The sequence below is a fragment of the Amycolatopsis heterodermiae genome (assembly GCF_034929455.1).
Taxonomy (GTDB): domain Bacteria; phylum Actinomycetota; class Actinomycetes; order Mycobacteriales; family Pseudonocardiaceae; genus Amycolatopsis; species Amycolatopsis heterodermiae.
Window position 1 is genome coordinate 1059236 of the sequence record NZ_JAYFSI010000001.1, and the last position, 26622, is coordinate 1085857.

Annotated in this window: 25 protein-coding genes; 8 read left to right on the forward strand and 17 right to left on the reverse strand. The window is 71.3% G+C overall.

Going from position 1 to position 26622, the window contains the following annotated elements; translation table 11 throughout:
• Positions 1-135: 135 nt before the first annotated feature.
• Positions 136-813, reverse strand: coding sequence for a pyridoxamine 5'-phosphate oxidase (gene pdxH, locus VA596_RS05180; protein ID WP_323324138.1), 678 nt, complete (start codon positions 811-813; stop codon positions 136-138).
• Positions 814-1041: 228 nt separating this feature from the next.
• Here pdxH and VA596_RS05185 point away from each other — a divergent pair, with 228 nt between their 5' ends.
• Positions 1042-2727, forward strand: a complete 1686-nt coding sequence (locus VA596_RS05185; protein WP_323324140.1) for a purine-cytosine permease family protein — start codon at positions 1042-1044, stop codon at positions 2725-2727.
• Positions 2728-2775: 48 nt separating this feature from the next.
• On the opposite strand, the gene VA596_RS05190 is transcribed toward VA596_RS05185, so the two are convergent.
• From VA596_RS05190 to VA596_RS05220, 7 genes are all read right to left on the reverse strand, one after another.
• On the reverse strand, positions 2776-3486 hold the full coding sequence (locus VA596_RS05190) for a TetR/AcrR family transcriptional regulator (RefSeq protein WP_323324142.1): 711 nt from the start codon (positions 3484-3486) through the stop codon (positions 2776-2778).
• A 564-nt stretch (positions 3487-4050) separates the two neighbouring features.
• Complete coding sequence (locus tag VA596_RS05195) at positions 4051-4749, reverse strand: urease accessory protein UreD (protein ID WP_323324144.1); 699 nt, start codon at positions 4747-4749, stop codon at positions 4051-4053.
• Positions 4746-5453: an urease accessory protein UreG gene (gene ureG / locus VA596_RS05200; RefSeq protein WP_323324146.1), complete on the reverse strand. Its 708-nt coding sequence runs from the start codon at positions 5451-5453 to the stop codon at positions 4746-4748. Before ureG ends, VA596_RS05195 begins: the two co-directional genes overlap by 4 nt.
• Entirely contained in the window at positions 5443-6123 is a 681-nt protein-coding gene (locus tag VA596_RS05205; RefSeq protein WP_323324148.1) for an urease accessory protein UreF, read from the reverse strand. Before VA596_RS05205 ends, ureG begins: the two co-directional genes overlap by 11 nt.
• A complete protein-coding gene (locus tag VA596_RS05210) occupies positions 6123-7838 on the reverse strand; it encodes an urease subunit alpha (RefSeq protein ID WP_323324150.1) in 1716 nt (571 codons plus the stop codon). Before VA596_RS05210 ends, VA596_RS05205 begins: the two co-directional genes overlap by 1 nt.
• Entirely contained in the window at positions 7839-8144 is a 306-nt protein-coding gene (locus VA596_RS05215) for an urease subunit beta (RefSeq protein WP_323324152.1), read from the reverse strand.
• Positions 8145-8155: 11 nt separating this feature from the next.
• Positions 8156-8458, reverse strand: coding sequence for an urease subunit gamma (locus VA596_RS05220; protein WP_323324154.1), 303 nt, complete (start codon positions 8456-8458; stop codon positions 8156-8158).
• Positions 8459-8738: 280 nt separating this feature from the next.
• Between VA596_RS05220 and VA596_RS05225 the strand changes: the two genes are divergently transcribed.
• Positions 8739-9887, forward strand: coding sequence for a citrate synthase 2 (locus VA596_RS05225; RefSeq protein ID WP_323324156.1), 1149 nt, complete (start codon positions 8739-8741; stop codon positions 9885-9887).
• 36 nt (positions 9888-9923) lie between these two features.
• Here the strand turns inward: VA596_RS05225 and VA596_RS05230 are convergent, their stop codons facing one another.
• A complete protein-coding gene (locus VA596_RS05230; protein WP_323325657.1) occupies positions 9924-10499 on the reverse strand; it encodes a TetR/AcrR family transcriptional regulator in 576 nt (191 codons plus the stop codon).
• A gap of 20 nt (positions 10500-10519) precedes the next feature.
• The gene (locus VA596_RS05235; protein ID WP_323325659.1) at positions 10520-12220 is read right to left on the reverse strand and encodes an SDR family oxidoreductase; all 1701 of its coding nucleotides are present in this window, start codon (positions 12218-12220) and stop codon (positions 10520-10522) included.
• Positions 12221-12998: 778 nt separating this feature from the next.
• On the opposite strand from VA596_RS05235, the gene VA596_RS05240 reads away from it, so the two are divergent.
• Genes VA596_RS05240 through VA596_RS05260 form a run of 5 tightly spaced genes read left to right on the forward strand, consistent with a single transcriptional unit; the run spans position 12999 to position 17779 of the window.
• Positions 12999-13838 (forward strand): ABC transporter ATP-binding protein, encoded by an 840-nt coding sequence (locus tag VA596_RS05240; RefSeq protein ID WP_323324158.1) that lies wholly within the window; start codon positions 12999-13001, stop codon positions 13836-13838.
• On the forward strand, positions 13835-14644 hold the full coding sequence (locus tag VA596_RS05245) for an ABC transporter permease (protein WP_323324160.1): 810 nt from the start codon (positions 13835-13837) through the stop codon (positions 14642-14644). The genes VA596_RS05240 and VA596_RS05245 overlap by 4 nt, the downstream gene beginning before the upstream one ends.
• Positions 14641-15798 carry a sensor histidine kinase gene (locus VA596_RS05250; RefSeq protein ID WP_323324162.1) on the forward strand — a complete coding sequence of 386 codons (1158 nt, stop codon included), beginning with the start codon at positions 14641-14643 and terminating at the stop codon, positions 15796-15798. The genes VA596_RS05245 and VA596_RS05250 overlap by 4 nt, the downstream gene beginning before the upstream one ends.
• A complete protein-coding gene (locus tag VA596_RS05255; RefSeq protein ID WP_323324164.1) occupies positions 15795-16415 on the forward strand; it encodes a response regulator transcription factor in 621 nt (206 codons plus the stop codon). Before VA596_RS05250 ends, VA596_RS05255 begins: the two co-directional genes overlap by 4 nt.
• A 23-nt stretch (positions 16416-16438) precedes the next feature.
• On the forward strand, positions 16439-17779 hold the full coding sequence (locus VA596_RS05260; protein ID WP_323324166.1) for a serine hydrolase domain-containing protein: 1341 nt from the start codon (positions 16439-16441) through the stop codon (positions 17777-17779).
• A gap of 198 nt (positions 17780-17977) precedes the next feature.
• Here the strand turns inward: VA596_RS05260 and VA596_RS05265 are convergent, their stop codons facing one another.
• Positions 17978-18646 carry a hypothetical protein gene (locus VA596_RS05265; RefSeq protein ID WP_323324168.1) on the reverse strand — a complete coding sequence of 223 codons (669 nt, stop codon included), beginning with the start codon at positions 18644-18646 and terminating at the stop codon, positions 17978-17980.
• Between the two features lie 168 nt (positions 18647-18814).
• Here VA596_RS05265 and serC point away from each other — a divergent pair, with 168 nt between their 5' ends.
• On the forward strand, positions 18815-19939 hold the full coding sequence (gene serC, locus VA596_RS05270; RefSeq protein WP_323324170.1) for a phosphoserine transaminase: 1125 nt from the start codon (positions 18815-18817) through the stop codon (positions 19937-19939).
• Positions 19940-19949: 10 nt separating this feature from the next.
• On the opposite strand, the gene VA596_RS05275 is transcribed toward serC, so the two are convergent.
• The 6 genes from VA596_RS05275 to VA596_RS05300 all read right to left on the reverse strand — a co-directional run bounded on the left by VA596_RS05275 (position 19950) and on the right by VA596_RS05300 (position 26517).
• Positions 19950-21191, reverse strand: coding sequence for a glycosyltransferase 87 family protein (locus VA596_RS05275; protein ID WP_323324172.1), 1242 nt, complete (start codon positions 21189-21191; stop codon positions 19950-19952).
• Positions 21192-21237: 46 nt separating this feature from the next.
• Entirely contained in the window at positions 21238-22764 is a 1527-nt protein-coding gene (locus VA596_RS05280; protein WP_323324173.1) for an amidohydrolase family protein, read from the reverse strand.
• Positions 22765-22944: 180 nt separating this feature from the next.
• Positions 22945-24213 (reverse strand): ABC transporter permease, encoded by a 1269-nt coding sequence (locus VA596_RS05285; protein WP_323324175.1) that lies wholly within the window; start codon positions 24211-24213, stop codon positions 22945-22947.
• Positions 24210-24896, reverse strand: a complete 687-nt coding sequence (locus VA596_RS05290) for an ABC transporter ATP-binding protein (RefSeq protein WP_323324177.1) — start codon at positions 24894-24896, stop codon at positions 24210-24212. Before VA596_RS05290 ends, VA596_RS05285 begins: the two co-directional genes overlap by 4 nt.
• A complete protein-coding gene (locus VA596_RS05295; protein ID WP_323324179.1) occupies positions 24893-25987 on the reverse strand; it encodes a peptidoglycan-binding protein in 1095 nt (364 codons plus the stop codon). The genes VA596_RS05290 and VA596_RS05295 overlap by 4 nt, the downstream gene beginning before the upstream one ends.
• Positions 25984-26517, reverse strand: a complete 534-nt coding sequence (locus tag VA596_RS05300; RefSeq protein ID WP_323324181.1) for a hypothetical protein — start codon at positions 26515-26517, stop codon at positions 25984-25986. The genes VA596_RS05295 and VA596_RS05300 overlap by 4 nt, the downstream gene beginning before the upstream one ends.
• Between the last annotated feature and the right edge of the window lie 105 nt (positions 26518-26622).

Genomic DNA, 26622 nt, shown 5'->3' on the forward strand with positions numbered 1-26622 from the left:
AGCCGTCTCCGGGGCCCGGTTGTCCACATCACGGCCGGCGTGTGGACAACCTGCCGCGGTGACGCCGAAGCCGTGCTCGTCGCCGGAACGCCGAAGGGGCCCCCACCGTGGCGAGGGCCCCTTCGGAAGGAAGAACTACGGCGCGACGCGCTCGATGTTCCAGCCGTCTTCGTGGCGCATGTAGCGGAGGCGGTCGTGCATGCGGTCCTCGCGGCCCTGCCAGAACTCGACGAGGTCGGGTCGGATCCGCCAGCCGCCCCAGTGTGGCGGGGCCGGGATCTGCTCGACGTCGGCGAAGCGCCGCTCGATGCCGTTCAGCGCAGTGTCCAGGGCGCGGCGCCCGTCGACGACGCGGGACTGCGGCGACGCCCAGGCGCCGAGCTGCGAGCCGCGCGGCCGCTGCGCCCAGTACTCCGCCGTCTCCTTGACGCCGACCTTCTCCACCTCGCCGCGGACGTGGACCTGGCGGTGCAGCGCGTACCAGGGGAACGTCACCGACGCGTAGCGCGTCGCCGTCAGGTCGTGGCTCTTCGACGAGGTGTAGTTCGTGTAGAACACGACACCCCGCTCGTCGAGGCCCTTGCAGAGCACGGTGCGCGACGACGGCCGGCCTTCGGCGTCCGCGGTCGCCAGCACCATCGCGTTGGGTTCGGCGATCCCGGCGGCGACGGCCTGGTTCAGCCAGCCCTGCAACTGGTCGGTCCACGTGGCCGCCAGCGCCGACTCGTCGAACGCGGCGCCGTCGTAGGCGACGCGCATCCCGGGCAGGCGTACCACGGCGTCTTCCACCTTGTCCTCGATCTCCGGCATCATCGCCAAACCTCCGTACCCGGTCGGGGCCCTGACACTTGGGTCCAGGTGACGTTAGGGCCTCGCGAGCTGCAGCGGAACCCACTGAACGGTGACTCCCGACACGACTTCGCCGCCATCCAGCCGTAACCGCCCGTCAGCATGCATTTACGCCCGCGTTACCTCCTGGACCGGGATCGATAAAGGACGCGGCTATCTTTCGGCCCGTTCCCCACCACCCCGGAGGCAGGCATGACCGAGATCCTGTCGAACGCCCCAGAAGGCACTCCCGAAACGGTCCCACCGCAACGCCAGTACGCACCACTCGCGGCGAATGAGAACCGCGAGGACTACTCACTGCGCTTCGCCGCCCATTCGTTCCGGAAATGGTCACCGTTCGTGGTCGCGACGACGGCGCTGGGCGGCATCGCCTACCTCGCCGACTTCGCGATCGGCGCCAGCATCGTGCTCTCCTACGGCTTCACCTCCGGGGTGCTGGCGATCCTCGCCGCCGCCGTCGTCATCTTCACGACCGGCGTGCCCATCGCGGCCGCCTGCGCGAAGTCCGGAGTGGACATGGACCTCCTGACCCGCGGAGCCGGCTTCGGCTACTTCGGGTCAACGCTCACTTCGCTCGTCTACGCGAGCTTCACGGTCATCTTCTTCTCGCTCGAAGGCTCGATCATGGGCCAGGCCTTCGAGCTGGCCCTCGGCATCCCGCTGGCCGTCGGCTACCTGCTCGCCACGCTGATCGTGCTGCCGTTCGCGCTCTACGGCATGGGCGCGGTGGCGAAGATGCAGACCTGGACGCAGCCGCTGTGGCTCGCCGGCCTGGTGCTGCCGTTCATCGTGGTGCTGGTCCGCGAGCCGGGCCGCTTCGCCGACTTCGCGGCCTTCGGCGGTACGGAAGGTGCCGGGTCCGGGTTCTCCGCGATCGGGTTCGGCTTCGGCATGGGCGTCGCGCTGTCGCTGATCGGGCAGATCGGCGAGCAGGCCGACTACCTGCGGTTCATGCCGGAGAAGACGGCGGAGAACAAGCGAGCCTGGTGGACCGCCGTGCTCGCCGCCGGGCCCGGCTGGGTGATCCTCGGGGCGGCGAAGCAGATCGGGGGCGCGCTCCTGGCGTTCCTCGCGCTCGGCGTCGTCGGCAAGACGGCCGCGCTCGAACCGATCGCGCCGTACGTCGAGGCGGTGAAACCGGCTCTCGGGCCGGTCGCCCTGACGTTCGCCGCGCTGTTCGTCGTCGTCTCGCAGATCAAGATCAACACGACCAACGCGTACTCGGGCTCGCTGTCGTTCGCGAACTTCTTCTCCCGCGTGCTGCACAAGCACCCGGGCCGCGTCTGGTACGTGCTGGTGAACTGCGGGATCGCGCTCGCGCTGATGGAGTTCGGCGCGTTCGGGTTCCTGAACAAGATCCTGGGCTTCTACTCGAACGTCGCGATCGCCTGGATCGGCGCGGTGTGCGCGGACCTGGTGATCGCGAAGCCGCTCGGGCTCTCGCCGAAGTACATCGAGTTCAAGCGGGCCTACCTGCACAAGATCAACCCGGTCGGGTTCGGCTCGATGCTCGTCGCCTCGGCGGTGTCGATCGCAGCGTACTTCGGGGCCTTCGGGCCGTTCCTGGCGGCGTTCAGCCCGTTGCTGGCGCTGCTCATCGCGATCGTTCTGGTGCCGACGCTGGCGGTCGTGACGCGCGGGAAGTACTACCTGGCCCGGTCGAACACCGTGTCCGGGCCGGAGCAGGACGTCGACCTGCTGGCGACGTACACCTGCTCGGTCTGCGGTGATCCGTACGAACTGCCGGACGTCGCCGACTGCGCCAAGCAGAGCGGGCCGATCTGCTCGCTGTGCTGCACGCTCGACAACAGCTGCCACGACCTGTGCCAGGAGACGGGCCCCGTTTCGCTGGGGATGCCGACGCCGCGCCAGGCGTAAAGTCCGAGAAGGCCCGCTCACCTGCGTCCGCAGCAGGTGAGCGGGCCTTCACGTTGGCCGGGTTCCCCCCGGACCCCCCTCCCGGCTCGACTCTTCAACGTCGGAGGAGGCGCCGCGGTTGCCCTCGATGTCCAAGATTTTCACCGGCCGCATGATGGCCGAAAGCATCATCGCGCGGAACTCCGCGCCGATCTCTTCGACCGGCAGCGGCGGGTCGTGCGCCTGCCATTCGCGCAGCAGCCCGGTACCCGCCCCGACCAGCGCGATCGCCGTCAGCCGGTAGTCACGCACGGGCGCGACCCCGTGCTCCGCGGCGCGGGTCGCCTCGGCGGCGATGAAGTTCGCCCAGCGGTCGACCCACACCTGGTGCTGCGCCTCGAGCTCGGGGCTGACACCGACCGCCTCCACGTAGTTGAGGCGCGGCATCCGGGGATCGACGGTGACCGTCGCGATGAAGACGTCCAGCAGCTTCGAGATGCGGGTGAGCGCGTCGGCGTCGGCGACCTTGTCGAGCTCCGCGGTGACGTGCGCGAGCGCCAGGCTGTTGATCTGGTCGTGGAGGGTGCGGAGCACGTCCTCCTTGCTCGTGAACTCCTCGTAGAAGTTCCGCGTCGACACCCCCGCCCGCGCGCACATCTCGGTGATCTTGGTGTGCCGGAAACCGGTGGAGGTGAACAGCTCGAGGCCGGCCACGAGCAGCCGCTGACGACGGTCGGCACGACGTTGCTCGGGCGCGACCCCGCCGTACGTGCGAGCCACCGATTCTCTCCTCCTTCCGAGGGATTGCCAGATCCTACCCGGGTGAGTAACTTGTGAAAATCGTCATTACCAAAGGCTTCCGCGGATTCGATCGCCGAACCCGCCGGCGCACGGTATCGAGAACAAGCGCATCCCGCTCACGCAAACGCTTCCGCGTGTTGACGTTCGACAACTTCCGCTCGCCGGGGACGGCGCAGGGGGCCTTCCCCGGCGAGCGGTCAGGTTCGACTTCCCTCGGTCGGCCACCGCCGAGGCCCGCAATTCTGCCTGCCGACCCTGCGCTCGCGATTGCCGCGCTCGCCCGCGACCGCGGCACCCGAAAGCCATGAGGGGCGGCCACTGCCGAGGCCCGCTGCACCCAGGACCTTCCGCGCTGCCGACCCCGCGCTCGCACGGGACCGCGACGCGGCAGCACTCGGCTCCCGAGGCCAACGCCGCCGCCCGCACTTCTGCCTGCCGCCTCCGCGCTCGTGAGCCGTGGGCTCGCACGAGACCCCGACACAGCCAGCACCCGAAAGCCCTGAGGGGCACCCCCGTGGCCTTTAACTCCCCTCAGGGCGCTTCTCACGGCAGGGGCGCCAGCGCCGTGACCGCGTCCGGGGCCAGTGAAGTCGTCAGGGTGCCGCCCGCGGCGAGGGGCGTGCGGGACCACCACTCGCCCGAGGCCGCCGGAAGCGCCGGGCCGCCGATCACCAGGTCCGTGGCCAGGACCCGGCGGCCCGCCAGGTGGGCCAGGCCGGCGTCCAGCGCCGGGTCGCCGATCGTCAGCGTCTGGCGCAGTACCGGCACCGCGCCGCGCGTGACCTGCTGGGACGTCGTGAGCGTGCCCGGCTTCTCGTTCGCGCGGCCCAGCACCAGGACCTCGCGCGTGTGCAGGTAGGCGTCGTCCGCCAGCGACGCCTGAAAGACGGCCGTGTGCCGGGCCCGGGCCGTGATGACCGTCGGCTCCGGGAGGTACTCCAGCGAACCGCCCTCCGCCACCGAGATGTCCACTGTGGACAGCGAGCCTTCGCCGTGCAGGCCGGGCAGGGCCAGCGTAGCCGCGACGCCCGAGAGCCGCAGCGACGCTCCCGGGCCGACGTGGATCGTCAGGAGGAGGTCGTCGCCGCCCAAGGGGGACGTCGCCGAGTTGACCAGGTGGACCACCGCCGTCCGGCCACCGCCGCGGCGCGGGAACAGCGTCAGCGGGGCCATCGAGCGCAGCTCCCGCAACACCGTCCGCGACCCGTCGAAGCACGCGGTCAGCCGGGCGTGGGCCTTCACCCGGCGCGGACCGGGAGCAGCGACCGGACCCAGTCGGCCACCGCCGGCGCGTCCGGAGTGTCCACAAGGGACTGCGTGATCACCGGGAGCTCGCCGCGCATCCGGTGGGCGTCCGACGTCATCACGTTCATGTCCGCGCCGACCAGGTGGGCGATGTCGATCTTGTTGATCACCAGCAGGTCCGCCGTCGTGACGCCGGGGCCGCCCTTGCGCGGCACCTTGTCGCCGCCCGCGACGTCGACCACGAACACCTGGCTGTCGGCCAGCCCGCGGCTGAACACCGCCGTGAGGTTGTCGCCGCCGCTCTCGATGATCACCAGGTCCAGCCCCGGGAACTTCTCCTCCAGGCGCTCGACGGCGTCGAGGTTCGCGGTGATGTCGTCGCGGATCGCCGTGTGCGGGCACGCGCCGGTCTGCACCGCCTCGATCCGCTCCGGGTCGAGCACTCCCGCGCGGCGCAGGAAATCCGCGTCCTCGGTGGTGTAGATGTCGTTGGTGACGACGGCGAGGTTCACTTCGTCGCCCAGCGCCCGGCACAGCGCCGCGGTCAGCGCCGTCTTGCCCGAGCCGACCGGGCCGCCGATGCCGATCCGGTACGCGCGCCCGGCCGTCGGCGCCGCGTCGTAGTGGTCGGGCTCGGCGGCCGTCGGGTCGAAGTTGACCTCGTGAACGTGACCGTGTCCATGACCGTGTTCAGCTGGCAAAGAGACGCACCTCTTCCTGGTGATGCCGGGCGTGCGCCTCGGCGAACAGATCCAACCCGGGCGACCCGGGTGACGGCAGCGACGCGGGATCGTCCCCCGCGACGGCCGCCGCGGTCTCGCACACCGACCGCAGGTCGAGCCGCGCGACGACGGCGTTGACGGCGAACGGGTCCAGCCCCAGCAACCGCACCGCCGCACTCGCCGGACCACTGACCGCCAGGTACGCGACAGCCATCGCGGCGTCGTGCGGCGAACCGCCCGCGACGCCGACCAGGGCACCCAGCACGATCGGATGGTGCGGCCGCGGAGTTTCCGTCAGCAGCGAAGAAAGCACCGGTGACGGCCAGGAGATCCGCCCGGCCCGCGCGGTCCCCCGGCCCTGCGCCCGCGACGCCTCGCGCTGCGCGAGCGACGGCGTCCGCGCGTCCAGCTCGGCGTCCAGCCGGGCCCAGTGCCCACTCGCGACGGAACGCGCGGCCGCATGTGCCGACGCCGCCGCGAAAACCGCCGCCAGCAAGCCCGCCGTCCGCAACCGTCCGGAAAGGAATCCCGGAAGATCCGGCACGGACCGGATCAGCTTGCGCGCGACGGCTTCTTCCAGCCCGCCACTGTGGACGTGCCCGCCGCCGGGGAAGCGCGAGTCCGCGAGGATGAGTGCCGAAAGGTCCATCAGAACAAGAAGTACCGTTGGGCCATCGGCAGTTCGGTCACCGGCTGCGGCTCGATCAGCTCGCCGTCGACGTGCACCGCGAAGCTGTCCGGCTCGACCCGGACGTCCGGCGTCGTGTCGTTGAGCACCATGTCCGCCTTGGTCCGCGCGCGCATGTTCGACACCGCGACCAGCGGCCGCGTGATGCCGAAGGTCTCCCGCAACCCACTGTCCAAAGCGGACGGCGCGACGAAGTGCAGGCTCAGCGCCGCGCCGATGTTGGCGCCGAACATCGGCCGGGCCATGACCGGCTGCGGCGTCGGGATGGACGCGTTCGCGTCGCCCATCGCCGCCCACGCCGGGAAACCGCCCTTGAGCACCACGTGCGGGCGGACACCGAAGAACTTCGGCTCCCACAGCACCAGGTCGGCCAGCTTGCCGACCTCGACCGAGCCGATCTCGGTCTCCATGCCGTGCGCGATGGCCGGGTTGATCGTGTACTTGGCGACGTAACGACGGGCGCGCAGGTTGTCGGCCGCGCCGTCGCCCGGCAGGGCGCCGCGGCGCCGTTTCATCACGTGCGCGGTCTGCCAGGTCCGGATGATCACCTCGCCGATCCGGCCCATCGCCTGCGAGTCCGAGCTCATCATCGAGATCGCGCCCATGTCGTGCAGGACGTCTTCGGCCGCGATGGTCGTCGGCCGGATCCGGCTTTCGGCGAACGCGAGGTCCTCGGGCACCGACGGGTTGAGGTGGTGGCAGACGACCAGCATGTCGAGGTGCTCGTCGAGGGTGTTCGCGGTGTGCGGCCGGGTCGGGTTGGTCGACGACGGCAGGATGTTCGGCAGCGAGACGACCTGGATGATGTCCGGCGCGTGCCCGCCGCCGGCCCCTTCGGTGTGGTACGCGTTGATCGAGCGGCCGCCAATGGCGTCCACAGTGGACTCCAGGAACCCGGCCTCGTTCAGCGTGTCCGTGTGGATGGCCACCTGGACGCCGGCTTCGTCGGCCACGGTCAGGCAGGCGTCGATCGCCGCGGGTGTGGTGCCCCAGTCCTCGTGCAGCTTGAACCCGCCCGCACCGGCGGCGAGCTGCTCCCGCAGCGCCTCGTGCCGGACGGTGTTCCCCTTGCCCAGCAACAGGACGTTCACCGGGTAACCGTCCATGGCGGACAGCATCCGGCCGAGGTTCCACGCGCCGGGCGTCACGGTCGTGGCCTTCGTGCCTTCGTTCGGCCCGGTGCCGCCACCGACCAAAGTGGTCAGTCCGGCGGCCAGCGCGGTGTCGACGAGCTGCGGGCAGATGAAGTGGACGTGGCAGTCGATGCCGCCCGCGGTGAGGATCTTCCCGTTGCCGGACAGCACTTCCGTCGACGGGCCGATCACCAGCGCCGGGTCGACGCCGTCCATCGTGTCCGGGTTGCCGGCCTTGCCGATCCCGACGATCCGGCCGTCCCGCACGCCGACGTCCGCCTTGACGACACCCCAGTGGTCGAGGATGACGGCGCCGGTGATGATCAGGTCCGGCGCGCCCTCGGCGCGGGTCGCCGTGCCCTGGCCCATCGACTCGCGGATGACCTTGCCGCCGCCGAAGAGGACCTCGTCGCCGGAGCCACCGGGACCCATCGAGCGGTCCTCGGTGACCTCGATCAGGAGGTCGGTGTCGGCGAGCCGGATCCGGTCGCCGGTGGTCGGCCCGAACAGTTCCGCGTAGCGCTCGCGGTCGATCTGCGGCATTCAGAACTCCCCGGAGAATTCGGATCGCAGCCCGGGCACGCGACGCGCGCCGGCCAGCGGGACGAGATCCACCTCACGTTCGACGCCCGGTTCGAAGCGCACCGACGTGCCGGCCGGGACGTCGAGCCGGTGCCCGCGGGCGGCGTCACGGTCGAACTCGAGGCCCGGGTTCACGGCCGCGAAGTGGTAGTGCGAGCCGACCTGCACCGGCCGGTCGCCGAGGTTGCGCACGAGCAGCCGGACGCGCTCGCGGCCCGGGTTCAGCTCCACCGGCTCGTCGCCGGGGATGATCTCGCCTGGACGCATCGAGGTCCCCCTCAGACGATCGGGTCGTGCACGGTGACGAGCTTCGTGCCGTCCGGGAAAGTGGCCTCGACCTGCACGGAGTCGACCATCTCCGGCACGCCGTCGAGGACCTGGGCCCGGCCGAGCACGCTCCGGCCGCTGGCGACGAGCTCGCTGACCGTGCGGCCGTCGCGGGCGCCTTCGAGCACGTGATCGGTGATCAGCGCGACCGCCTCCGGGTAGTTGAGCCGGACCCCGCGGTCCAGCCGCTTCCGCGCGACGTCCGCCGCCACGTGGATCAGCAGCTTGTCGCGCTCCTGAGGGCTGAGGTGCATCAGCTAGGTCTATCACCCGGACCACGGCGGCGCCCGGTTCGGAAACACAGGATTTACCTGGGCTTCGTCACAGTCGGTGGCGAAAATTCTCCGGCCGGACGTCCTCCGTGACTGAATCGTTCTCGTAATCGTGACCGAAACCACCGCATCTTTCGATTGCCCCCCGGCGATCGAGGGAGCAAGGTCTATCCATCCGTGCGATGGTGCGCGCGCTTTCCGTGCGTATCCCGTCAGCGCGACCAGCCGGGGAAGAAAGCGCACCGAAAGGTTTCGCGAAACAGTGACTACCTCCACGATCAGCAAGCCACAGCCGTCCGGCCAACCCGACGACGGCTTCCGACCGGGTCTGGAAGGCGTTGTCGCCTTCCACACCGAAATCGCCGAACCCGACCGGGACGGCGGTGCGCTGCGCTACCGCGGCGTCGACATCGAAGACCTCGCCGGAAAGGTGACCTTCGGCGACGTGTGGGGCCTTCTCGTGGACGGCCGGTTCGGCCACGGCCTCCCGCCGGCCGAGCCGTTCCCGCTGCCGGTGCACACCGGCGACGTCCGGGTCGACGTCCAGGCCGCGCTGGCCATGCTGGCGCCGATCTGGGGCTACCGCCCGCTGCTCGACATCACCGACGAAGAGGCCCGTGAGCAGCTGGCCCGCGCCTCGGTGATGGCCCTGTCGTACGTCGCGCAGTCGGCTCGCGGCATCGGCCAGCCGGCCGTCCCGCAGGCCCGCGTCGACGAGGCCCAGTCGATCACCGAGCGCTTCCTGGTCCGCTGGCGCGGCGAGCCGGACCCGGCCCACGTCCGGGCGCTGGACGCCTACTGGGTGTCGGCCGCCGAGCACGGCCTCAACGCGTCGACCTTCACCGCCCGTGTCATCGCCTCGACCGGCGCCGACGTCGCGGCGGCCATGTCCGGCGCGATCGGCGCGATGTCCGGCCCGCTGCACGGCGGCGCCCCGGCGCGCGTGCTGCCGATGATCGAAGAGGTCGAACGGACCGACGACGCCGCCGGCCTGGTCAAGGGCATCCTCGACCGCAAGGAACGGCTGATGGGCTTCGGCCACCGCGTCTACCGCGCGGAGGACCCGCGGGCCCGCGTGCTGCGGCGCACCTGCCAGGAGCTGGGCGCCGAGCGCTACGAGGTCGCCGCGGCGCTGGAGCAGGCCGCGCTGAAGGAGCTGCGCGAGCGGCGTCCGGATCACCCGATCGAGACGAACGTCGAGTTCTGGGCCGCCGTGATCCTGGACTTCGCGCAGGTCCCGCCGCACATGATGCCGTCGATGTTCAGCTCGGCGCGCACCGCCGGCTGGGCCGCGCACATCCTGGAGCAGAAGCGGACCGGACGCCTGGTGCGGCCGTCGGCCAAGTACGTCGGCCCGGCGCCGCGCACGCCGGAAGACGTCGAAGGCTGGGAACTGGTCACCAAGCACTGACCGGCTTCGACCGGCGCGAGCGGGGCTGACGCGGGGTCAGCCCCGCTCGTGCGCTTCGGTGGCGGCGAGCATCGCGGTGAGCTGGCCGACGAGCCAGCCGTCCAGCTCGTCGCGAGCGACGCTGCGTTCCTGCAGCCAGCTCAGCAGCGCGCCTTCGACGACCGCCGTCCAGCAGCGCAGGGTCAGCAGCAGCAACGGCGACGGGTCCTTGACGTCGAGCGCGTCGAGGATCAGGGCGACCGCGCGGTTGCGGACGGCGTCGACCGCGGCGTCCGTTTCGGACGTCGCGATCACGGATCCACTGCGCAGCAACGCGATGTAGCCCGCGCGGTAGTTGTCCGCGACGTCGATCAGGCCGCGGACGGCCGCGCGCAGCCGCACCTCCGGCGGGCCTTCCTCGAGCCCGGCGAGGCCGTCGATCAGCCCGTCGGTGACCGTGCGCAGCGCCTCGACCTGCAGCTCGCGCAGGTTCGGGAAGTAGCGGTAGAACAACGGCCGCGACACCTCGGCCGCCGCGACGATGTCGTCCACCGTGACCAGTTCCGGCGGCCGTGACCCGAAGAGGTCGAGCGCGGCGCGGATCAGGTCGTCGCGGCGGGCCTGCGGCGACATCCGCCGCGGCCGGCGGACGGTCAAGGGGTGACGTCCAGCTTCGCCGCCGCTCGCAGCAGGCCCGGCGTCAGTCGCGAAAGGACCAGCGCGACCTTCGACTCCGGAGTGGACGGTGCGATCGCCGTATCCTTCTCCACCGCCCGAAGGATGTCCTTCGCGACGCCCTCCGGCCCGAAGCCGCGGCGCGCGTAGAGCTTCGAGCTTTCCTTCTGCCGCCGCTGTTGCTCCTCTTCGGACACTCCGACGAACCGCGTGGTGTTGGTGATGTTGGTCTTGACGATGCCCGGGCACACGGCCGTGACGCCGATGTGGTCCGCAGCCAGCTCGGCGCGCAGGCAGACGCTCAGCGTCAGCACGGCGGATTTCGTTGTCGCGTAAGCGGAAAGGATCTTCGACGGCAGGTAGGCCGCGGCGGAGGCCAGGTTGACGATCTGCCCGCCCTCGGCCCGCTCGGCGAGCATCGGCGCGAACGCGCGGCAGCCGTGGATGACACCCCAGAGGTTGACGTCGATGACGCGTTCCCAGTCCTCGACGGACGTGTCGAGGAACGACCCGGACATGCCGATCCCGGCGTTGTTGACCACGATGTCCGGCACGCCGTGCTCGGCCCTGACCTGCTCGGCGAACCGGTGCACGGCGGGGCCGTCACTGGAGTCCACTGTGTACTCGGCGGCGTCGACTCCCTTGTCCTGCAGGAGTTTGACGGTCTCCGCGGCCGCGTCCGGATCGATGTCGGTGATGACGACGTCGGCCCCCTCGTCGGCGAAGGCGAGCGCGGTGGCGCGGCCGATGCCGCTGCCCGCGCCGGTGACGACGACCAGCTTGTGCGCGAACCGTGGTGTTCCGGCTTTCGCCCTGCGGAGGGCGCGGCTCTCGGCGCCGTTTTCGGTGTACTCGATCAGCTCGGCGGCGGCACCGGCGACGACCTTCGGCTTGGCGCGGGTCACCCAGTGCGTCCCGACGATCCGGCGAACCCGCAGGTCAGGGACCCATTCGGCGATCTCGGTCTGCAGCGGCGTCGTGACGAAGGCGTCACCGGTCGGGGCCAGCACCTGCACCGGAACGTCGGCGCTGCGGGGTGTCGGACGGCTCAGCCGGGTGAACATGTTCGCGCGGTACAGCTCGAGGCCGTTGACGCCGTCCTTGGTGCTCGGCTTCGCGGCGCCGGGGTCCATCCGGGCGATCTGCGCGGGCATGATGCCGGTGCGCCAGAGCAGCGGCGGGAGGAACGGGAGCTGGAACGCGAGGATGTACCAGGAGTGCAGGAACTGGGCGAGCGCGTTCTTGACCTTCTTCGGCGACGGGCGGCTCAGCTGCGCGCGGAACCACGCGCCGGCGTGGTCGAGGCTCGGCCCGGAGATCGAGGTGAAGGACGCGACGCGCCCGCGCAGCCCGTCGCCGGTGACGGCGTGCCAGGTCTGGATGGAGCCCCAGTCGTGGGCGAGCAGGTGCACCTTGCCGTCCGGCTGCACCTCGTCGACGACGGCCTTGAGGTCATCGGCCAGCTGGTCCAGCCGATAGGACGAGCGTCCTGACGGCGTGTCCGACTGTCCGGCCCCACGAACGTCGTAGGTGACGACGCGGTGTTTGCCACGCAGCTCGGCCCTGACGCCGTCCCACATCGAGCTGTTGTCGGGATAGCCGTGCACGAGCACGACCGTGGGCCGGTCATCCCGGCCATCGATCTCGACCGAGAGGCGGACACCGTCGCTGGCTGTCACCCACGTGTGAGGCATTCTGTCATGTTAGACAACTTGTCAACAAGGCGTTCACCCTTGCGGGGGCTACCGGATGATCGTCATTCGTGCATTTTCCTTGTATGACAGCGTTTTTGTGGTTCCACGGGAAACCATGGCGATCTTGGCAAGGCGGCGCGCCGGTGGTTGATCTACGGATCGGTGATGTCGGGGGTGGGTGGCTTGGGGTTGGGGGCGGGTGTGGGGCGGCGCGAACGGGCCGTTCGTGCCGGGGTCGGGGCGGCGCGAAAGGGCCGCTCGCGCCTGGGCTGGGCACGAACGGACCGCTCGCGCCTGGACCGGGCACGAATGGACCGCTCGCGCCGGGCTGGAGCGGCACCAAAGGACCATTCGCGCCTCGCAGAGCACGAACGGGCCACTCGCACCATGGTCGAGACGGCACGAACGGGCCACTCGCGCAGCGGCCGGACCAGCACAAAAAGGCCGCTCGTGCCGGAAGAGACACCAGTGGACCACTCGCGCCGAGGGCCTAGAGGCGGCGCGAAAGGGCCACGCGCGCCCGGCAAGGCGCCAGAGGCCACTCGCGCCGCAACCAGAACAGCGCCAAAGGGCCACTCGCGCCCAACCCGGCACGAGCGGCCCACCGACCCCCAGCGCAACCGCAGCCGAGAACCAGACCAAAAGCCCAGCTCAGACGCCCCACAAAGCAACCCAGCCGACAACCCTGTCCACCGATCGGCTGACAGCCAGGTTCAGCCGCGCGTTGGGCGGAATCGACACCTCACAGGGTCAAGCTGAACCCATGACCACAGCAGTGAGCGTGCGCGGCCTGCGCAAGCAGTACCCCGGTCACCTCGCGGTGGCCGGCCTTGATCTGGACATCGCTCCCGGTGAGGTGTTCTCCCTGCTCGGGCCCAACGGGGCCGGGAAGACCACCACCGTCGAGATCCTCGAAGGGCACCGGCAGCGGACCAGCGGCGAAGTCACCGTGCTCGGGGAAGATCCCGGCAAGGCCGGGCGGGAATGGCGGTCCAAGATCGGCATCGTGCTGCAGACCGCCAACGACGCGGCTGAGCTGAGCGTCGCCGAGACCGTGCGGCACTTCGCGAAGTACTACCCCGACCCGCGGGATCCCGATGAGGTGATCGAGAAGGTCGGGCTCACCGAAAAAGCCAAGTCCCGGGTCAAGTCGCTCTCCGGTGGGCAGCGGCGGCGGGTGGACGTCGCTCTCGGCATCATCGGGCGGCCTGAACTGCTCTTCCTCGACGAGCCGACCACCGGCTTCGACCCCGAGGCGCGCCGGCAGTTCTGGTCGCTCATCAGCGACCTCGCCGGTGAGGGCACGACCATCCTGCTCACCACCCACTACCTCGACGAAGCCGAGGCGCTCGCCGACCGGGTCGCGGTGATCGCGCGCGGGGAGATCGTCGCGCAGGACACTCCGCAGAACCTCGGGGGGCGGGCGAGTGCCGAGGCCACCGTGCGCTGGACCGACGAACGCGGTGACCACACCGAGCGCACCGCGTACCCGACCAAGCTCGTCAACCAGCTCTCCGCGGGCGGGCGCGAGCTGGCGAACCTCACCGTGACCAGGCCCAGCCTGGAGGACATCTACCTGGACCTGATCGGAGACAAGGCATGACCACCCTCGCCCTCCCCGGCCCACTCGCCTTGGGCCTGGCCCGCGGCGGCACCGAGCTGCGGCAGTTCTTCCGGCACAAGGAACAGGTGGTCTTCACCTTCTCCCTGCCCGCCGTGCTGATGATCCTGCTCGGGTCCATCCTGGACGGTCCCACCGCGCTGGCAGGCGTCACGTCGGGGCAGCTGCTCGCCGCCGGGATGATCGGGTCGGGCATCGTCTCGACGTCGTTCAACAGCATCGCCACCGGGGTTTCGGCCGACCGCGAGACCGGCGCGCTCAAGCGGCTGCGCGGCACGCCGATGCCGTCGTCGTCCTACTTCATCGGCAAGATGGTGCTGGTCGCGGTGTCCAGCCTGGCCCAGACCGTGCTGATGGTCGCCGTCAGCATGCTGCTCTTCGGGCTGAAGCTGCCGACCGAAGCGGACAAGTGGCTGACGCTGCTGTGGGTGTTCGTGCTCGGCATCGTGTCCTGCACGCTGCTCGGGATCGCGCTCAGCTCGCTCGCGAGGTCCACCACCGGCGCGGTGGCCGTCGTGCAGATGCTCTACCTGGTGCTGCAGTTCATCTCCGGCGTGTTCGTCACGCCGATCACGAACCTGCCGAAGATCATGGTGGACATCGCGTCGTTCTTCCCGCTCAAATGGATCTGCCAGGGCTTCCGGTCGGTGTTCCTGCCGGACGGCGCGGTCGGAATGGAGATGGCTGGCTCATGGGAACTGCCGCGGGTGGCGCTGGTGCTGGGGATCTGGTGCGTGGCCGGGCTGGTGCTGGCGCGGCTGAGCTTCCGGTGGACCGACGGGAAGTGAGCGACGCCTGGGACCGGTTCAACTGGCTCTGGGAGATCCTCTTCGCGGTGGCGTACGTCGCCACGACGGTCCTGGTGCTGCTGGACGAGACCGACCCCGTCCGCAGCACCGTCGCCGTGGGGGCGCTCACCGCGCTCGCGCTGACGTACCTGCTCTGGGGCCGCCGGATCGTCCGGGACGACGGGCATGCGCGACAGCGGTGGGCGTTCGCCGCCGCGGCGCTGGCCCTGGTCGCGGTCGCCGTGCTCGCGAACACCACGGCCAGCTTCATCCTGTTCATGGCCTGCCCGCTGCTGTTCATGACGCTCGAGTTCCGCCCGGCCGCGGTGCTCACCACGGCGGCGATCCTGCTGAGCCCCGCGGCGTCGATCCTCAACGACGGGCTCGAGGGCCCGGTGCTGCACATCCTGCTGCCGATGACCGCGATCCTCGTCGTGTTCGGGGTGCTGTCCGGCAAGTTCATCCTGCACGTCATCGAGGAGAGCCGGGCCCGCGCCGACCTGATCGACCGGCTGGAGGAGAGCCAGGCCGAGGTCTCCCGGCTCTCCCGCGAGGCGGGCACGGCGGCCGAGCGCGAACGGCTCGCCCGCGAGATCCACGACACGCTGGCCCAGGGCTTCACCAGCATCGTCACCCTCGCCCAGGCCATCGAGTCCGAAGTGGACACCGACCCGGCGGCCGCGCGGCGGCACGCCGAGCTGGCCGCCCGCACCGCGCGGGAAAACCTCGCCGAGGCCCGCACGATGGTCGCCGCGCTCGCGCCGGACGACCTCACCAGCGGCTCCCTCGTCGACGCCGTCCGGCGGCTGACCGACCGGCTCGGCGACGAGACCGGCCTCGCCGTCCGGTACGAAGTGGACAGTGACCTGCCCGCGCTGGCCATGGCCGCCGAAGTGGTCCTGCTGCGCGGAGCGCAGGAGGCGCTGAACAACGTCCGGCGGCACGCGACGGCCGGCGCGGTGCTCGTCCGGCTGTCCCTTGTGGACGACGCGGTCCGGCTGGACGTCCGGGACGACGGCGCCGGGTTCGACCCGGACCGCGTCACCGGGTTCGGCCTGCGGGGCATGCGGTCCCGCGCGGAACAGGTGGGTGGGACGCTGAGCGTCCGCAGCGGCGCCGACGGCACCGAACTGACCCTGGAGGTCCCCGCGTGATCCGCATCATGCTCGTCGACGACCACCCCGTCGTCCGCGAAGGGCTGCGCGGCATGCTCGAAGCCGAACCCGACCTCACCGTCGTCGGCGAAGCGGGCTCCGGGGACGAAGCCGTCGCGCTCGACCGCGTCGCGCAGCCGGACGTCGTGCTGATGGACCTGCGGATGCCCGGCCTCGACGGCGTCGGCGCGACCAGGCGGATCCTGCGCGAGCAGCCGTCGCGGCGGATCGTCGTGCTCACGACGTACGAGACGGACGCGGACATCCTGCGCGCGGTCGAGGCCGGCGCGTCGGGCTACCTGCTGAAGGACGCGTCACGGACGGAGCTGGCGAACGCGATCCGCGCGGCGTCGCGCGGCGAGACGGTGCTGGCGCCGTCGGTGGCGGGGAAGCTGGTCAACCGCGTCCGCAACCCGGAACCGCAGACGCTGTCGGCGCGCGAGGTCGAGGTCCTGCGCCTGGTCGCGAAGGGCGGCACGAACGCGGACATCGGCCGGGCGCTGCACATCAGCGAGGCGACGGTGAAGACGCACCTGCTCCGGACGTTCGGCAAGCTCGGCGTGTCGGACCGCACGGCCGCCGTGACCACGGCGATGGCCCGGAACCTGCTCACCTGAGCCGCGCGCGGCAGAATGCCTGCATGCTTGAGTCGACCGAACACGCCCTGCTCCGCCGGATCGCCCGCGAGCAGGCGACCTGCCGGGCTCCGTCGCTGGTGGCCGCCGTGGTGCGGGACGGGGAGATCGTCTGGTCCGGGGGCCGCGGACGCGTCGGGGGCGAAGTGCCCGGCACCGACACCCAGTACCGGCTGGGCTCGATCACCAAGACCCTCGTCGCCACCGCCGTGATGCGGCTGCGCGACGAAGGCCGCTTGGACCTCAACGACCCGCTGGAAAAGCACGTCCCCGGCACGGCGTTCGGCGCCGCGACGGTCGCTCAGCTGCTCTCCCACACCTCCGGCCTGACGTCCGAATCGCCCGGCCAATGGTGGGAACGCACCCCCGGCGCCGACTGGGACGCGCTCGTCGGCAGCCTCGCCGACGGCGCGACCAAGCACCGGCCCGGCGCGAAGTTCCACTACTCGAACGTCGGTTACGGCGTGCTCGGCTGGCTCATCGCCCGCCTTCGCGGCAAAGACTGGCTGTCCGTGATCGACGAGGAGATCCTCGGCCCGCTCGGGATGACCCGCACCACCCCGCACCCGGTCGGCGCGCACGCCAACGGCTTCGCCGTGCACCCCTTCGCCGACGTCCTGCTGCCGGAGCCCAGCCCCGACGCCGGCGCGATGGCGCCCGCCGGGCAGCTGTGGTCCACGGCCACCGACCTCGGCCGCTGGACGTCGTTCCTCGGCGGCCACACCGGTGGCGTGCTGAGCCCGGACACGCTCGAGCAGATGCGCACGATGGTGACCGTCGACGACACCGACGTCTGGGCCACCGGGTTCGGGCTCGGCCTGATGCTGGTGCGCTACCAGGGCCGCCGGCTGGCCGGGCACACCGGCTCGATGCCCGGGTTCCTCGCCGCGTCCCTGGTCGACCCGGCCGCGGGGACCGGCGCGCTGGTGCTGGCCAACTCGACGTCCGGGGTCGGCATCACGCCGCTGGCCCTGGACCTGATCACGATGACCGACGAGCTGGAACCGCGCCTGCCCGCGGAGTGGCAACCGTCCACTGTGGACCCGGCGCTGCTGGCGCTGACCGGGCTCTGGCACTGGGGCCCGACGCCGTACCACCTGCGGATCCAGGGTGACGGGCTGCTCCTGCTGGCCCCGGCCGAGGGCGCCGGCCGCGGTTCGCGCTTCCGCGAGACGGACAAGGACACCTACCTCGGCCTCGACGGTTACTACTCCGGCGAGACGCTCGAGGTGGGCCGCGACAGCGACGGCGTCGCGACCCACCTCGACCTGGCGACGTTCGTCTTCACGCGCACGCCGTACGACCCGGCCGCGCCGGTACCGGGCGGCGTCGAAGGCTGGCGCTGAGGAAGGGCCCCGCTCACACCCCCAGTCAGAGTGAGCGGGGCCTCAGGTCAGGGCCGCCGTGCCGGCCGTGAGGGCGACAACGGCGGCGAACTGGCTGGCGAGGCGCTTGCCCTCACCCCAGTCGAACAGGCCGAACTTCAGGCTCGTCCTCGGGCGGCACCGGGAAGCTCTGCTGCACTGTCTGCATGGCAGGCGACGCTACCGGCGGGCCGGAGCGCCGGGGCCCGTGTTTTTACGGTCACCGTGGGCGCCCACGAGGCCGATCGCGCAGCCGCTACCGGCCGGAAGGCCCACGACGAAATGGTCCGAGGGCCAGCCGGCGAGCCAAAGGCGCCGGCGGTCGCGCAGTTCCTCGGCGACGTCGGCCGGGACCGCGGGCAGGTGGAACCTGGTCCGCCAGCCGCTCGGCAGCACCATGAAACCGTCGACCGGTTCGCCGGGGTGGACCTCGAAGGCCGCGGCCGTGATCGGCGTCCAGTCGTCGCTCGCCAGGCACCGCGCCGGGCCGGCGAGGTCCGACCGCCACAGGGCGAGCGCCGACACCGCGACCAAGGCGGGGACCGGCAGCAGCCACGGCAGCCAGCCACCGTTGACGACGATCGCCACGACCTCGATGCCGACGGCGAAGACCGCGACCGCCCAGACCGCCGCCGTGGCCGCGAGCAGCCGGCGTCGCAGGGACGCGCGTCGCTGCACCGGGCGCAACGGCAGGAGCCGCGTCAGGCCGTAGACCGTCACGCCGAGGAAGAGCGTGAGGAACACCGCGGCGTTCCCGACGTCGGCGCCGTGCGGCGGGTGCTCCGCCAACCCGTCCGCGATCCCGGCGGCCGCCAGCAGCCAGGCCACGACCCCTGCGGTCCGGCGCACCTCGATCACCTCCTCCGGCGGCTGAAACTATCGATCACCGACGGCGGCGAAAACCGGATTTCCGGCGAAACGGTCGCCGTCCCACTGCCCGGAACAGCGGCGATTCCACATTCCGGACAGTTCAGCACCGCTTCGACCTGCCCAGTCCCGACCTGAGAGACTGGCCACATGACCGACGCTGAGTTGACCATCCCCGCAGACCTCAAGCCGGCCGACGGCCGCTTCGGCTGCGGACCGTCGAAGGTCCGCGCCGAGCAGCTGAGCGCCCTGGCGGAGTCCGGCTCCACCTACCTCGGCACGTCGCACCGGCAGAAGCCGGTCAAGTCGCTCGTCGGGCGCGTCCGGGCCGGGCTGTCCGAGCTGTTCTCCCTCCCCGAGGGTTACGAGGTGATCCTGGGCAACGGCGGCACCACGGCCTTCTGGGACGCCGCCGCGTTCGGCCTCGTCCGCGAGCGCTCGCAGCACTTCACCTACGGCGAGTTCTCCTCGAAGTTCGCCTCCGTCACCAAGGGCGCGCCGTTCCTGGCCGACCCGATCGTCGTCAAGGCCGACGCGGGCAGCGCGCCGGACATCGCCTACGAAGCCGGCGCGGACCTGGTCGGCTGGGCGCACAACGAGACGTCGACCGGGGTCGCCGTGCCCGTCCGCCGCCCCGAGGGCAGTGACGGCGCGCTCGTCGCGATCGACGCCACCTCCGGCGCCGGCGGCCTGCCGGTCAAGGCGGAGGACTTCGACGTCTACTACTTCGCGCCGCAGAAGTCGTTCGCCGCGGACGGCGGCCTGTGGATCGCGCTGGCCTCGCCCGCCGCGGTCGAGCGGATCGGCGAGATCGGCGGCGGCGACCGCTGGATCCCGGAGTTCCTGTCGCTGACCACCGCGCTGGACAACTCCCGCAAGGACCAGACGTACAACACCCCGGCCGTGGCCACGCTCTTCCTGCTCGCCGAGCAGATCGAGTGGATGAACGGCCAGGGCGGCCTCGAGTGGACGACCGCACGCACGAAGGACTCGTCGTCGCGGCTGTACGAGTGGGCCGAGAAGACGAGCTACACGACGCCGTTCGTGAAGGACCCGGAGCTGCGCTCGCAGGTCGTCGGCACGGTGGACTTCACCGACGAGGTCGACGCCGCCGCGGTGGCGAAGGTGCTGCGCGCCAACGGGATCGTCGACACCGAGCCGTACCGCAAGCTGGGCCGCAACCAGCTGCGCGTCGGCCTGTTCCCGGCCATCGACCCGGACGACATCACGAAGCTCACGCAGAGCATCGAGTACGTCGTCGAGCGCCTGGGCTGATCCGACCGCGTTAGTCCGTGAAGGCCACCTTGAGGGACTCTGAGTCCCTCAAGGTGGCCTTCACGGCTTTGAGGCGAGGGGCAGCGAAAGCCGCGAGGACCAGCAGGAGCAGGCCGAAGAGTTCGTAGGACTCGGTGGCCAGCCACCAAGCGAACGACGGCGCCGGGCGCGGGGCGAACCACATCGGGCCGGCGATGAACAGCGCCAGCCCGGCCACGACGACCGCGCCCGCCCACCACGTCACCACGCGGTCGGTCGGCCAGGACCGGACGCCGTAGTACCCGGCCAGCACCAGAATCGGCACGCACCACGTCCAGTGGTGCGTCCACGAGATCGGCGACACGAGCAGCCCGCCGAGCGCGCACGCCGTCAGCCCGAGCACCGGCTCGGCCGCCCGCACGATCACCACCGCGACCACGGCCATCACGGCGAGCGCGGCCAGCAGCCAGACGACGTTCCCCGCGGTTTCCGGCAGGCCCAGCCGCGTCACCAGGCCCTTCAGCGACTGGTTGCCGACGTAGTCGACACCGCCGATGCGGCCCGCGTCGAAGACGAGCTTCGTCCAGTACGTGAAGGACGCCGACGGCCGGATCACCCACAGCAGCGCGCCGGCCGCCACGAACCCGGCGACCACCCGCGCGGCCGACTTGTAGTCGCGGCGGAAGAGGAAGTAGACGACGAACACCGCCGGCGTCAGCTTGATCGCCGCGGCCACGCCGATCAGCAGGCCCTTCGTCCGCCCGCGCTTGCCCGGCAGCAGGACGTCGAGCACCACCAGCAGCATGAGCAGCGCGTTGATCTGCCCGAAGCCGAGCGTCGAGCGCACCGGCTCGAGCAGGGCGCCGGCCAGCTGCGCCACGATCGCGACGAGCGCCGCCACCGCCCGGCCGTGGACCTTCGACGAGTCGGTCAGGGAACCGTTGAGCGTCGCGATGTAGAGGTACGCGACGATCCCGGTCGCGAGGATCGAGGCGATGCTGACCAGCTTCATCGTCACCGCGAACGGCAGCAGCGTGCCCGGCAGGAACACCGCCGCCGCGAACGGCGTGTAGGTGAACGGCAGCAGGATCTGGTGCGTGGTCGGCACCCAGGCGTCGTACGGCGAACCCTGCTGGGCCAGCGCCTTCGCGCCGCCCAGGTAGACCTCCAGGTCGAGGCCGTCGAACCGCTTCAGCACGAGCACCAGCAGGACGGCCGCGATCTCGAGCACGGCCAGCACCCACGCGAGCTTCCGCCCGGACCACTGCGTCACGCGTCCCCCTCGAGCCGGTCTCCGACCGGCCGAGATTACCGGGCGCTCAGCAGCAGCCACGCACCGGCAAGCCCACTGACCTGCTGTTCGCGGTCGCCGTCGGCTGCTGCGCCGCGGTGACGACGTCCGCCAGCATGTGGTCCAGCCGCGCCCGGTCGAGCACCCGGCCCGCGGTCACGACGGTGTTGATCCGGCGGACCGCGCGGATGTCGGTGAGCGGGTTCGCATCGAGCAGCACCAGGTCCGCGACCTTGCCGGCGGTGACGGTGCCGGTGGTCGACTCGCGGCCGAGGAACCGCGCGGCGTCGCGCGTCACCGTCTGCAGCGCTTGCCGCGGCGAAAGCCCGGCCTCGACGAGGAAGTCGAGCTCGTCGTGCAGGCTGAACCCCGGGTAGACGTACGGGTTCAGGCAGTCGGTGCCGCCGATGACGCCCACGCCGGCCCGGTGCGCGGCGCCGACGAGACGCAGCTGGGCCTCGAAGTAGGCCTCCTGCTGGGCGATCTGCTCGGGCGTGACCGGCGTGAACAGCGGCAGCCGGTCGGCCCAGTAGTCGATGATGTCCTGCGAGACATACTTGAGCCGCGGGTCGTGCGTGTAGGCGTCGGCCGGCCGCGAGATCACCCGGTTGACGGCGAACGTCGGGCTCATCCAGCTGTCCAGTGCCTTGAGCCCGGCGAAGTGGCGTTCCGCGGTGGCCGGGTCGTAGGCCTGGGCCGCCTGCCGGTCGAGCTCGCGGGCGAGGTTGAAGAAGTCGCGCTTCGCGTTCGGGTCGAACGGCGTCGCGTCGAGGCGGGCCAGGATCTCGTCACGACGGCTGGACGTGTGGATGGGCACGCCGAAGTTGTGCTCGAAGCTGCGCTGCCCGGCTTTCGCGGCGTCGAGCTGGCGCAGCCGGTACGGCCAGTGCCCGGCGAACGGCAGGCCGACGCGGCGGCACTCGTCGGCGATCGCCGCGTAGACGTCCTTCGGCAGGTAGAAGTAGGTCTTCACGAAGTCGGAGCCCTGCGCGAGGGCGGTCCGGACGGCCGCGCGGCCCTCCTCCGGGGTCGCGACCTGGGTGATCGGCGGGCCGAGCAGGCTGACCGGGCCGTCGATGATCGCGCTGGCGAGGGCGACCCGCGGGCCGAGCAGCTCGCCGCGGACGATCTTGTCGCGGGTGGCGCGGTTCTCGTCGTACCCCTGCATCTCGCGGATGCCGGTGACGCCGTTGGCCAGGAACATCGGCGGCCACAGCTTCTCGTAGTCGATGCCGTGGGCGTGCATGTCCCAGAGGCCGGGGACGACGTAGCGCCCGCGGCCGTCGACGATCCGGGCACCGCTGTGGTGCGGCACCTCGGCGGCCGGGCCGACCCAGGCGATCCGGTCCCCGACCAGGACGACCGCCGAGTGCGGCCGGGCGGGCGCGTCGGTGCCGTCGACGACCGTGGCCCCGAGCACCACCACGACGTCCGTGCCGGCCGCGGCGGCTTCCTGGGCGAAGAGCGCCGGGGCGACCCCCGCGGCGGCGAGCCCCGCGCCCGCCGTGGCAAGCCAGCGAAGGAAGTCTCGTCTGTTCGCCTCGACCCGCACCACGGCAGCCGCCCTTCGATCAACGATGTGATCGGTATTCAACGCCGTGGGCGGCGGTCGGGGAATCTTTTACCGTGCTCAATCCCGGTGCAGCGCACACGGGGAGATATCACCGGAGCGGCACTTTCACGTGAAAGTGATCCGGAGGGGTCCTCCTCGTCGCTTTCACGTGAAAGTGCCGTCTCAGGCCAGGGCCCGCGTCGGGGCCAGCCGGGCCGCGCGGACGGCCGGGTACGCCCCGGCGACCGCCCCGACCAGGGCCGCGACGCCGACGCCGCCCGCCAGTGCGCCGACCGGCAGCACGGCCGGCCAGCCCTGGCTCAGCGCGTACCCCGCGGTCACCAGCACCCCCGTGACGACGCCGGCCAGCCCGCCGAGCCCGGACAGCAGCACCGACTCGGCCAGGAACTGCCCGCGCACCTGCCGTTTCGTGGCCCCGAGCGCGCGCCGCAGGCCGATCTCCCGGCGCCGTTCCAGCACCGAGATGACCATCGTGTTCGCCACCCCGACCCCGCCGACGAGCAGCGCGACACCGCCGAGACCGAGGAACAGCGCGCTGTAGGTGTTGTCGGTGAGCTTCTGCGCGGCGAGCGCGTCCGACGGGCGGCGGACCTCGACCTCGTTGGGCGCCTGCGGGTTCAGCGTCGCGCCCAGCACCGACCGCACACCGTCCACTGCGGACTCATTGGCCCGTACGTACACAGTGGACGGATGGCCGTCGAAGCCGAGGAGCCGCTTCGCGACGTCCCAGCCGACCAGCGCCGACCGCTCGATCTCCGGGGCCAGGGGCATCGGCCCGAGGATCCCGGCGACGGTGAACCACTGCGTGCCGATCAGCACCTGCGGCGGCCGTGCCGGGTCACACCCGTCTTTCGGGGGCTCCGGGTGGCGGAGCCCCCGGCTGGGGGCGAAGCCCCCGTTGGCACAGTGGTCGATGCCGAGGCGCGCGGCGGCCTGCGCCCCGAGCACCGTCACCGGGTAGTTCTGGTTGCCCGGGGCCAGGAACGCCCCCGACCGCACCTTCCCGCCCAGCACCCCGAGCAGGTCCGGGCGCGCCGCGTAGACCCCGAGCCCGGACGTCTCGTCGACCGGGATCTTGTCGCTGCGCCGCACGCTCGCCGACGTCGTCCCGGTGCCGGTCGCCGCCGTCACCGGCCCGATCCGCTTCGCCATCGAGACGGCGTCGTCCGGCAGGGTCGCGTTGTCGCCGAACAACGTCTGGCCCGGCCCGGCGGTAAGCAGGTTGGTGCCGAGCGCGGCCAGCCGGTCGTGCAGCGCCTGCGCGCCGGACGCCGGGATCGCCAGCACCGCGACCATCGCCGCGACGCCGATCGCGATGCCCAGCGCGGAAAGCACGGCCCGCACCGGGCGCGTCCGCATGCCGTGGGCGCCGAGCGCGACGACGTCCGGCGGCTTGAGCCGCGCCGGTTCCGGCAGCGTCACCAGCGTCATCGCGCACCCACCAGTCCGGTGTCGAGGCGCAGGCGCCCGTCGAGCAGCTCGATCCGCCGCGGCATGCCCGCCGCGATCTCCCGGTCGTGGGTGATCACCACGATCGTCGTGCCGTCCGCGGACAGCTCGCCGAGCAAGGAGAGCACCGATGCGCCGGTGCCGGTGTCAAGGTTGCCGGTCGGCTCGTCGGCCAGCAGGATCGCCGGGTTGTTGACGACCGCCCTGGCGATCGCGACGCGCTGGCGTTCCCCGCCGGACAGCTCGCCGGGCCGGTGCCACGCCCGGTGCCCCAGCCCGACGCGGTCGAGCGCGGCCAGCGCCCGCGAGCGCCGCCGTCGCCGCGGCACCCCGGCGTAGAGCAGGCCGGTGCAGACGTTGTCCACCGCGCTCATCCCTTCGTCGAGGAAGAACTGCTGGAACACGAACCCGATCCAGCGTGAGCGCAGCGCCGAGACCTTCCGGTCCGACAGCTCGGCGACGTCGTGGCCGCGCAGCTCGACCCGGCCGGCGGACGGCCGGTCGAGCGTGCCCATCAGGTGCAGCAGCGTGGACTTCCCGGACCCGGACGGCCCGACGATCGCCACCATCTCGCCGTCCTCCAGGGAGAGCGAGACGCCGTCGAGCGCGGCGACCCCGCCGGGGTAGGTGCGCGTGGCCTCGTGGACGCGCAGAACGGGCGTCACGACGTCGTCACCACCCGCATGCCCGCGGTCAGGCCGTTGCCGCTGACCTCGACCTTGCCCCCGCTGAACAGTCCGGTTTGGACGGCGACGAGCCGCCGCTTGCCGTTCTCGTCGACCTCGACGGCGTAACCGCCTTCGGCGAGCGCGAGCAGCGCGCCGACCGGCACCGCGAGCACGCCGGAGTGGACGTCCTTGGTGAACCGGACGGTCGCCGGGGCCGAGTCGAGCGTGCCGGCCACGGCCGGGTCGTCGAGCTGGACGGTCACGGTGATCTTGGGCTTGCCGTCGTCCTGCCCCGCGCCGTTCTTGCCCTCGACCGCGGACTTCCCGACGTCGGTGATCGTGCCCTTCGACGTCTTCCCGTTGATCGTCACGGACGCCTTCGCGCCCTGCTGGGCGAGGTCCTGCTTGGCCGCGTCGAGCTTGACCTGCACCGAGCGGACGGTGCCGGTGGTCTTCAGCACCTCGCCCTGGGCCGGTGAGCCGAGCTTCGCCGACAGAGCCGACACCCGCAGCTCACCCGCGGCGAGCACGACGTCGCCCTGACCGAACGCGCCGGTCTGGTCCAGGCCCAGCGCCTTCTGCCACTTCTTCAGCGCGGCCGCCGTCGCCGAGGTGAACTTCTTGTCCGGCGTGCCGAACCCGCCGTAACCGCAGGCCTTGAGGTTCTCCTCGAGCTGCTTGACGTCGGCGCCGTCGGCCGCGCCCTCGGCGAGGTCGCGGTAGAACGGCAGCGTGCCGTAGAACAGCGGCACCGGCTTCGCGTCGACGCCGTACACCGCCTGGCAGCGGGTGAGGACCTTGCCGGCGGCGGGCAGCGAGGTGATCGTGCCGGGCTTGCGGCCGGCGACCGAGGACTCCTCGCCGTACCCGAGCGTGCCGTCGGCCTCCTCCTCTTCGCTGAGGTCGGTCTTGGCCACCTCCGCGGTTTCGACGGACGGCGGCGCGGCCTCCGGCACCGACGTCGCGGACGAGACGCGCGTCAGGATCACGGCGGAGCCGGTACCCACCACCACGACGAGCACCGCCGCGGCGACGAACCAGCGGGCGCGGCCACGGCGGCGTGGCTCGAGTTCGGTTTCCGTGGTCACTTGGCGGGCTCCGCGTGCACGGACATGCCGAGGCCGCACGCCTTCGCGGCGGCTTCGAACTTCGACGGGTCCTCGCCCGGGCCGCCCAGCCGCGTCGCGCCCTTGCCGGCCGGGTCGGGGTCGGGCATGTCGATGCCGTGGTCCCGCATGCACTTGGCGTCCTTGCGCATCTTGTCGAGCTCTTCGGGACTCGGCGCCTTCATCTCGCCGCCGTTGGGCATGAGGCTCTTGCAGGCTTTCTGCGCCGAGTCGAGCTTCCCCGCGTCCTTGGCGTCACCGCCGAGCGTCACCGCCATCCCGCCGTCGCCGGCCGGTTTCGGGTCGGGCATGTCGACGCCGTGCTCGCGCATGCACTTGGCAAAGTCGCGCATCTTGTCCTCGTCGCTCTTGTTGTCCGCGGCCTTGGCCGGGGCCGACGAGGACGGCCCCGAGATCGAGGCCACCTTCGACCCGTCGTCCGGCTTGGCCCCGCACCCCGCGAGCAGCACCGCGGCGCCGATCGCCGCGATGACCGTCAGGCGTGTTCGCATCGCTCGCTCCTTTCCTCCGGTTCTCGGTCGTCAGGTCTACGGATCGGGGGATTCCGGCGCGCTAAGCGAAGTCGCTTATGCGGGGCTTATGGCCCGCCTGGGCAG

What these genes read in the sequence shown, in the direction of transcription:
- pdxH (WP_323324138.1), bottom strand. Translation starts at nt 813, where the DNA reads ATGATGCCGGAGATCGAGGACAAGGTGGAAGACGCCGTGGTACGCCTG.
- VA596_RS05185 (WP_323324140.1), top strand. Translation starts at nt 1,042, where the DNA reads ATGACCGAGATCCTGTCGAACGCCCCAGAAGGCACTCCCGAAACGGTC.
- VA596_RS05205 (WP_323324148.1), bottom strand. Translation starts at nt 6,123, where the DNA reads ATGGACCTTTCGGCACTCATCCTCGCGGACTCGCGCTTCCCCGGCGGC.
- VA596_RS05210 (WP_323324150.1), bottom strand. Translation starts at nt 7,838, where the DNA reads ATGCCGCAGATCGACCGCGAGCGCTACGCGGAACTGTTCGGGCCGACC.
- VA596_RS05215 (WP_323324152.1), bottom strand. Translation starts at nt 8,144, where the DNA reads ATGCGTCCAGGCGAGATCATCCCCGGCGACGAGCCGGTGGAGCTGAAC.
- VA596_RS05220 (WP_323324154.1), bottom strand. Translation starts at nt 8,458, where the DNA reads ATGCACCTCAGCCCTCAGGAGCGCGACAAGCTGCTGATCCACGTGGCG.
- VA596_RS05230 (WP_323325657.1), bottom strand. Translation starts at nt 10,499, where the DNA reads ATGTCGCCGCAGGCCCGCCGCGACGACCTGATCCGCGCCGCGCTCGAC.
- VA596_RS05240 (WP_323324158.1), top strand. Translation starts at nt 12,999, where the DNA reads ATGACCACAGCAGTGAGCGTGCGCGGCCTGCGCAAGCAGTACCCCGGT.
- VA596_RS05245 (WP_323324160.1), top strand. Translation starts at nt 13,835, where the DNA reads ATGACCACCCTCGCCCTCCCCGGCCCACTCGCCTTGGGCCTGGCCCGC.
- VA596_RS05260 (WP_323324166.1), top strand. Translation starts at nt 16,439, where the DNA reads ATGCTTGAGTCGACCGAACACGCCCTGCTCCGCCGGATCGCCCGCGAG.
- serC (WP_323324170.1), top strand. Translation starts at nt 18,815, where the DNA reads ATGACCGACGCTGAGTTGACCATCCCCGCAGACCTCAAGCCGGCCGAC.
- VA596_RS05285 (WP_323324175.1), bottom strand. Translation starts at nt 24,213, where the DNA reads ATGACGCTGGTGACGCTGCCGGAACCGGCGCGGCTCAAGCCGCCGGAC.
- VA596_RS05300 (WP_323324181.1), bottom strand. Translation starts at nt 26,517, where the DNA reads ATGCGAACACGCCTGACGGTCATCGCGGCGATCGGCGCCGCGGTGCTG.